Genomic DNA, 8,206 nt, shown 5'->3' on the forward strand with positions numbered 1-8,206 from the left:
GCTACAGGATCGGGAATGTGGTGATCTGATCCTGATTACGGCCAAAAGTTCGATTTATTCAACAAAGCCGTCATCGCGGTGTCATTATCCATTGCACGACGTCTTGCCCCTTTGAAACCGAGGCCTTGACCTGACTTAAGTCAAATTATCATTGTGCGAGTTTACTCATAAACGTTCTGAATTGAAGTGTTATTTGTCCAGTTTTCAGAAATTGCGAGGGGAGAAGAATTTCATCATGCCATGTGCAGACAAGAGGTGTTTTTTGCGTGAAGGAAAAGGGGTTCTCCCGCCGAAACGCGGGTAACCGACGTCTTCATACAGCGGCAAAATTATCCGGGGTGTTTAACAGGGTTGATAACACAGGAAAATAGCGGGGTATCACTCTGGATAAAAAGGTAGGTAGATTTGTTTTCTTTGGCTAACTGATATGTCACTCCCCGATCGCTATAAAGGAAAAAATCGGGCGTCAGCGCGTTGAGTGATGCGTCCGTGACATTATCATTATGCAGATAGGAAGAAACCATTGTCAGCGTGTCATCATTGACCCAGTACCGGAAGGCGATTCTTTTATTGATTTTGGTAATTGCGGCACCCTCTTTTTTAAAATAACCGGATGTTTCAACGATGCCGTTCCCGTTATCAAAATGGTAGTACATCAGTGCCGAGTAAACAGAGTTGCCCTTCGATATCACGATTTCTGACTGACAAGAAAAATTATTCTTCTGGTGATTCAGATACCCCAAAACGAACAGAGGGGAAAGAGCAAAAATAGCGAGCAGAAGGTAAATCCACACATGCTTATTATTTATCATCATTTTTTTCCAGATATATATAGCTCAGGCACTGTGCGTTAATTTTCTCTGCAGGCTTATCGCACATTAATAAAGCTGTTCCTTCAGGGAGCCGGTTGAGGGTGATGTAAGCATACGTTTTGTCTGTACAGGTGATCCCTCCGTGTTGGAAAAGCGCTGAAAATTCCTTTATAGCGACGTCTTTATCATAGTAAGAGGAGGTAAGCATGCAGCCATTTACTTTGCCAATCAGATGATAATCAGAAAAAAAGGAACCTTCAGGCTTGAGCTGCAGGTAGGTCATCAGACTCAGTCCACAAAATACGAATGCTGTCAGATAAAAATAAAGAGGGGAAATTCTCTGATGGCCGGTTTTTTGCGGCAATGCGGAGTCGGGAGCAGAGAAGGTTTCGGGTTGCCGATCAGAGGCGGGTAAATTTTGTTCTGTAGCGGAGTTTTCAACATCGACATTCTGTGGTGAATAAACCTCACCCGGAAGGGACTGAACAGGGGGAGACGCTTCACGCATTTCCTGTGGGTCTGTTTCTTTCGCGAAATAAAGCGTCGCATGACCGGTAAATTTAATTCCCGTTTTGGGTATGGTTTGAACAATATCGTCCTCGATGCCAGCGGATTTCAGGCCTTTACGGACAATGGCAATATTCTGATAGAGCGTATTGGCACTGACAAATGCTCCGTTTTTGCCCCAGATATTTTCAAAAAGAAATTTCTGAGTGAGTACTTCACCCTGGTTTTGCAGCAGTAGTAACAAACACTGGCTTGCCGGGGTATGCAACGTGACTTTAACGGTGTCCGATGTCAGTGAGATCAAGTGATGGGCGTCAGAATCAAAGATCACCTGATCGCTGATAAGGTATTTGAGGGTCATATTGGTATCTGTTCCCCTTGAGGATTTCTTAAAGTGTATACCACCTGAGGATCTGCGCCGGGGTAACAGGAACCCGGGTCAGAAAAAATCTAATTAAGAGTTATATGCTTAAAAATCAGTGCATTGAGATTGTTTTTTTATGTGTATACGCCCGTAACATATCCTTCCTTTTCTTCTTTCCCCTTTCTTATTAAACATAATTCAAAAGACTTCACTTCCCTCCCGGTACGTTCGACCTTAGTTTGTGTCTCAGCGCCACGGTGAAAGTATGTTCCCCTGCGTGGCTTGTACGGATGATCATAAAAATTTGCCGCTGAACGGCCATTACCCATTTGGGAGTAAGCGCCGATATGAGGAGTAGAAAGTGGAGGGTTTAGAAAAGTAGTGCGTGAAATCCTAATATATACCACAAAGGAAACATTACCTTAGGCAGGAAAGTAGCATAAAACTCTTCATGTGAGCATTTTTTTGGTTTTTTAAAGTGAGTTTTTCGGGATGGTGGGTTGTTGATTTTTAACGCCACTGAATTCTCCATTCATAGTGAATAACTCTGGCTAATTCATTTTAAACGGAATAATCAGCAAGAGCATGTCAGGCCGGGTGACTCATCAGAGATACCCTGGAGTGTATTGTAAGATCGTAGTGGAAACATATAATCAGCCACATTAATTCTATGGGTAATATATTTTTGCTAAATACATGGATGACAGCCTTGGTTGGTTGTTTCGACTAACGGGTAAAGTAAATGGATTATAAACTGTACGGTTTTTTAATTGGTAAAGACATTCACTTTGATATAGGCAGCAAAAGGCTTTATCGCTTTTCTGTTGACTGTACAGAGCGAAACCTGATGTTTGGTTCGGTCTTTTTTAACGACACCATGATGCAACTTTTCCTTTATCTGCTGAGCCATGGCCGGTCGCAAAAAGTAACCAAAGATGAACTCCTGAGCAAAATTTGGGAAGAAAATAATCTGAGCCCATCGACGCAACGTCTGTGGCAGGTACTCAATAAGCTTAACAAGAAACTCGCGATGGTGGGGCTTCCTGAAGATTTCATCCAGAGTGCTAAAGGAGCGGGTTACACAATTAATTATCCTGAAATAACGCCGCTCTATTGTGAGCATGTTAAATAGTTTCAGTACAACTTTTCATTCATTTGGTGAATATTTAAATTAATTTTCTACGAAATTAATATACATGAATCATCAGAGCAGAGGAGTATTCATCTTTGCTTGTGTAACATATTGGCAGCATTAATAACATCTTAGATAAATGCCTTATATTTTATATAACGGCTGAGGGCCGCTCTACGTCTGAATATTAGTATCGGCGCTTTTTTTGCAAGCCGCGGTTACCTGCTTAATGATTTTTAAATAAAAGTTGAATTACCCATTCATCTACTGTGAGTTTTTTATGAAAAATATGACATACGGGATTTATTTGCGTAATCCGCTTATATCTGCGGCCCGCGCTATTTCCACCTCAGCATTATTGCCTTTGCTGATGCTGAGTTCGTTATTGACGTTCAGCCAGGTTGCCGCTGCCGATACGCAGGTGAAAACCGGCGTGCATGAGCAGACAGAGGTCGCCGGGGATCCTGCGGCCCGCCATTTGGCTTATTCAACTGTTTTTAATGACGCGGTAGCCAATGATCTGAATGGCAATCCGCAGGCAGCCCGTCAGGGCTATGACCTGCTGCTGGGTACTGAATTCGCCGGTCAGGTTGCGACGCCTTCAGCCATCAATCTGGCCGTTCTTAACCGGTTCGACGAATCAAAAACGGCATTTCGCCATCTCGCCGACGGCAAGAATACGCAGGAAGCCCAATACGCCAGCCTGTGGCAGTTATGGCTGACCGCCCGCACCTGGACAGGGTCTTCTGCCGCATTACAAAAGCAGCTGACCAAAGACACGGCGAAATACCACTTCACTTATCCACGCTATCAGGCGATTGCCAGATTGTATGCCGGTAAAGGCAGTCCGGACGCCATTTTCTCTGCCGTGAAATCGATGCCTGAAACCAGCCCGCTTGCAAAAGGGGACGCAGTCACCGAAGCCACTTTCTTCACCGGCGGATATTTGCAGTACGTCGCACACAACAATAACGCCGCTCAGAAATTATACGAGCGCGAAAAGAACGCTTTGAACCGCACCTCACTGGAAAAACCTTTGATCGATAAGGCCACAGCAACCCTGCTGGCCACAAACCACAAGCTTTAACTTAATCCTGGCATGGAGCCAGGAGGAGAATATAGATGAACAAGATATACCGTTTAGTATGGAGCTCTACACATAAAGCCTGGGTTGTTGCGGGTGAATTTGCGGGAGCAAGAGGAAAAGGCAGCAGCTCCCTGCGTATCGCAAAACGCGTGGGTGGGTTGTCTGGCTTTGTGGCCGCAGCACTTATCGCCTTCCCGGCTGACGCCTGGGTGGCAGGCGCGGGCACCAGCAGTGCCGCATTAGATAACAACATTGCAAGTAACACCTCAATCAACGGTGGCGCTGCCACGGCGTCAGGCAACGCAACGGCAATCGGACCTACCGCGTCAGCCACCGGTTCTTCAGCCACGGCGATTGGTCAGTCAGCCACGGCAACCGGTGTAGACAGCGTGGCACTTGGCCATTCTGCCAGTGCCACGATTGTGAATGGCATCGCAATTGGTCAGGGGGCAAAAGCCAGCGGGGGCAACGGTGCGATGGCTATCGGCTCGTTATCTGCGGCGTCTGATGATGGCGCGATCGCCTTTGGTTCTAATGCGACGGCGACGAATACCAACGCCACGGCTATTGGTCGTAGTGCGGTGGTAAATGGCTACAGTTCTGTGGCGATTGGTGATATGGCGAAAGCCGTTCCGGACCATACTACGGCGATTGGTGGCGGTTCTACCGTGACCGGTGCCACCGGTACGGCAATTGGCTGGTATGCCAACTCCGCAGGCGCCAACTCACTGGCGATGGGGTCGAATACCACGGCAACGGGTGACTCCTCACTGGCAATGGGCAATCTGGCCTCTTCAGTGGGTACCGGCTCCCTTGCTTTAGGTAACAGTGCCAGCTCCGCAGGGAATTACTCCCTGAGCTTCGGGGCCACTTCTCAGGCCGTGAACGGGCGTGATGTGGCAATGGGTTATGGTGCGGTGGCTAACTCAAATCCGGTAAACCCTGCACTGGGAGCGGAAGGCGCAGTCGCTATTGGCGGTAACGCGACCGCCGTGGGCTCTGTAACGCCGGGGGCGAATGGTTCTAATGCGCCGGTGGCTATCGGCGCTTATGCCACGGCGAATAACGCCGCAGGCGGGATAACTCAGGGTATTGCTATCGGCCAGCGTGCCACGGCGACCTCAACGTCAGCAGCGGGTAGCTCTCCGATTGCGATCGGCACCAAAGCCGTGGCGACCGGCGCGGGTTCCCAGACTGCGATTGGTGACAGTGCGTCTGCAACAGGTACAGATGCGATTACTATCGGGGGGCATGCCTACTCCGCTGGCGTCAATGCCGCCGGGAATCAGTCTACCGCGATTGGTCAGTCTGCCTCTGCGCAGGGCCAGTCCGGCGTCGCTATCGGTAATAACGTGCAGGCGTACAACAGCGGATCTCTGGCAATGGGCGGCAACGCTGTCGCCGGGGTGAGTGGTTCTGCAACGGTCACCAACGATACGGCTTTAGGTAACGGCAGCTCGGCGACCGGCGGGACGTCTACCGCAGTAGGGTATAACGCTAACGCCAGCGGTGCAGCAGCGTTTGCCGTCGGTGCGTCTTCTGCCGCTTCTGCTGCGAATGCAATGGCAGTCGGCAATAACGCCGTTGCCTCGGTAGCGGGGAGCGTGGCGCTGGGTCAGTCCGCGGTTGCCAGCCGTGCCGGGATGAGCGGTGCAAAAGAGAAGTTCAGCAATACGGCGGTGGCTTCAACTCAGGGTGCGGTTTCCGTGGGTAATGCGGGCTCAGAACGCCAGATCACTAACGTTGCCGGTGGTACGCAAGCGACGGATGCCGTCAACGTGCGTCAGCTTCAATCTGTTTCTGACGGCAGCGTGCATTACGACACCAACCCGGACGGCACGGTTAACTACAACAACGTCACCCTGGGTGGCACGACGTACAACAGCACCACGCATACCGGCGGGACGAAAATCACCAACGTGGCGGACGGGTCTGACCCAAGCGACGCGGTGAACTTCTCGCAGCTGACCACGACCAATAACAACATCAACAACATCTATGCCACCGGCACGAAATACTTCCACGCCAACTCGACCGGGACGGATTCTAAAGCACTCGGTGCAGATGCGATTGCAGTAGGTGTGAACGCGGTTGCGGATGCCAATTCGGCCAACGCGATTGCTATGGGTAATGGCGCATCGGCAACAGCCGCAGGTAACAGCGTCGTGATCGGCAATAAATCTTCGGCAAGCTATACAGGAATCGCAGCCAATGCCAGGCAGATCGTGATTGGTGATTCTGCTTATACCACGGGCAAGTCGGGTATCGCGATTGGCGCAGCCTCTGGCGCTACTGGTGATTCATCTATTGCTCTTGGTGCGGCCACCACTGTTTCTGGCAGTGGTGCAATGGCAATAGGCACCAGGGCTTCAGCTACCGGCGCGACTTCCATCGCTCTGGGTACTTCTGCGATCGCCAGCGCTGATAACAGCGTTGCCCTCGGGTTCGCTACGACAACGACCGCGAATCTCGGGCAGGCTGCCTATGTGCCTAAAGGCGCTAACGCGGCTGATATGAAAGGTAATGCCTCCGGGGAAGTCTCGATTGGTTCCGCCGGAAGCGAGCGCCGGATTACCAATCTGGCGGCCGGTGCTGCGCTGACTGATGCGGTCAACGTCTCACAATTGAAATCTCTTGCTGACGAATCCGTGCAGTACGATAAGAACGGCGACGGCACGGTCAACTACAACAGCATGACGCTGGGTGGCACGACGTACAACAGCGCCACGCATACCGGCGGGACGAAAATCACCAACGTGGGGGACGGGTCTAATCCAAGCGACGCGGTGAACTTCTCGCAGCTGACGACGACCAATAACAACATCAACAACATCTATGCCACCGGCACGAAATACTTCCACGCCAACTCGACAGGGACGGATTCGTCTGCGACGGGGGCTGATGCGGTGGCGATCGGTATGGGTTCTGTCGCCAGCAGCTCGTCATCTATTGCGATGGGGCAAGGTGCTCAGGCAACAAATACAAGTCCTCTTGACAGCGCGGATAGCGCAATCGCCATTGGTAATGGCGCCAACGTGAACTCCACAAATGCCATCGCGTTAGGTAATAAAGCATTGGTCGGGTTCCTCGACACCGGTTCTATTGCCATAGGGAGTTCATCTACAGCTCATGGCGTGAATTCAATTGCTATGGGGGATCACTCAAGCACGATAGCTGATGATGCACTTGCTATTGGTGCCAATTCCAAAACTTATAACCAGAGTGTGGCCATAGGAAGTGGCGCGAAAGCGGGCACTGTCACCACCACCGGGGCTGTTGCTGTGGGTTATAATGCAGTGGCTTCAGGGTTGTCTACCTCTTCTATTGGTCGTAATTCACAAGCGATCGCTAATTATGGCGTAGCACTTGGTGCTGGCGCGATCGCTGATCGTACCGGTATGAATGGCGCGAAAGAGCTCTTCAGCAAAACGGCAGTAGCTTCAACTCAGGGTGCTGTATCAGTGGGTGCGGCCGGTGCGGAGCGTCAGATAACGAATGTCGCTGGCGGCACACAAGCCACCGATGCTGTCAACGTACGTCAGCTTCAGTCTGTCTCTGACAGCAGCGTGCATTACGACACCAACCCGGACGGCACGGTTAACTACAACAACGTCACCCTGGGTGGCACCACGTACAACACCACCACACACACCGGCGGCACGAAAATCACCAACGTGGCAGACGGGTTTGACCCAAGCGACGCGGTGAACTTCTCGCAGCTGACCACCACCAACAACAACGTGACCAATCTGGGTGACCAGGTTAACAACATCTATGCCACCGGCACGAAGTACTTCCACGCCAATTCAACCGGCACGGATTCTTCCGCGACGGGCATTGATGCAGTGGCGATCGGTATGGGTGCAGTTGCAGATGTAGCACGCAGCGTTGCGTTAGGTGACGGCGCGACCACGCTGGCCGCTGTCGGCACGGCAGGCACCAAACTCCTTGGTGTTGATTACGCGTTTGCCGGCACGGCGCCGGTGGGCACGGTCAGTATGGGTAGTGCAGGTTCAGAACGTACGCTGACCAATCTGGCAGCCGGACGCCTGAGCGCAGACAGCACCGACGGCGTGAACGGTTCACAGTTGTTCGCCACCAATATGGCGCTCAATACCGTGACCAGCAGCGTGACCAATCTGGATGCAGGCACGGTGAAATACGACAAATATGTCGATGGCACGGTGAACTACAACAGCATCACGCTGGGCGGCGATACCTACGACAACAGTACGCACACCGGCGGCACGAAAATCACCAACGTGGCAGACGGGTCTGACCCAAGCGACGCGGTGAACTTCTCG

General features: G+C 51.3%; 5 protein-coding genes. 3 read left to right on the forward strand and 2 right to left on the reverse strand.

Features of this window, described 5'->3' with window-relative positions:
* Positions 1-329: 329 nt before the first annotated feature.
* A complete protein-coding gene (locus J8X26_RS26075; protein ID WP_165060031.1) occupies positions 330-815 on the reverse strand; it encodes a hypothetical protein in 486 nt (161 codons plus the stop codon).
* A complete protein-coding gene (locus J8X26_RS26080) occupies positions 802-1,680 on the reverse strand; it encodes a transcriptional regulator (RefSeq protein WP_165060033.1) in 879 nt (292 codons plus the stop codon). The genes J8X26_RS26075 and J8X26_RS26080 overlap by 14 nt, the downstream gene beginning before the upstream one ends.
* Before the next feature lie 745 nt (positions 1,681-2,425).
* Between J8X26_RS26080 and J8X26_RS26085 the strand changes: the two genes are divergently transcribed.
* The 3 genes from J8X26_RS26085 to J8X26_RS26095 all read left to right on the forward strand — a co-directional run.
* Positions 2,426-2,815 carry a helix-turn-helix domain-containing protein gene (locus tag J8X26_RS26085; RefSeq protein WP_152326641.1) on the forward strand — a complete coding sequence of 130 codons (390 nt, stop codon included), beginning with the start codon at positions 2,426-2,428 and terminating at the stop codon, positions 2,813-2,815.
* Positions 2,816-3,095: 280 nt separating this feature from the next.
* On the forward strand, positions 3,096-3,902 hold the full coding sequence (locus J8X26_RS26090) for a hypothetical protein (protein ID WP_165060035.1): 807 nt from the start codon (positions 3,096-3,098) through the stop codon (positions 3,900-3,902).
* Positions 3,903-3,937: 35 nt separating this feature from the next.
* Positions 3,938-8,206: ESPR-type extended signal peptide-containing protein (locus J8X26_RS26095; RefSeq protein ID WP_208952447.1), on the forward strand; the 4,269-nt coding region annotated here is incomplete at its 3' end.

The sequence above is a fragment of the Rahnella sp. ChDrAdgB13 genome (genome assembly GCF_017655185.1).
In the GTDB taxonomy this organism is placed as follows: Bacteria; Pseudomonadota; Gammaproteobacteria; order Enterobacterales; family Enterobacteriaceae; genus Rahnella; species Rahnella contaminans.

Bases quoted from the DNA above. Each gene is read 5' to 3' on its own strand.
- J8X26_RS26075 (WP_165060031.1), bottom strand. From the start codon at position 815: ATGATGATAAATAATAAGCATGTGTGGATTTACCTTCTGCTCGCTATT.
- J8X26_RS26090 (WP_165060035.1), top strand. From the start codon at position 3,096: ATGAAAAATATGACATACGGGATTTATTTGCGTAATCCGCTTATATCT.
- J8X26_RS26085 (WP_152326641.1), top strand. From the start codon at position 2,426: ATGGATTATAAACTGTACGGTTTTTTAATTGGTAAAGACATTCACTTT.
- J8X26_RS26080 (WP_165060033.1), bottom strand. From the start codon at position 1,680: ATGACCCTCAAATACCTTATCAGCGATCAGGTGATCTTTGATTCTGAC.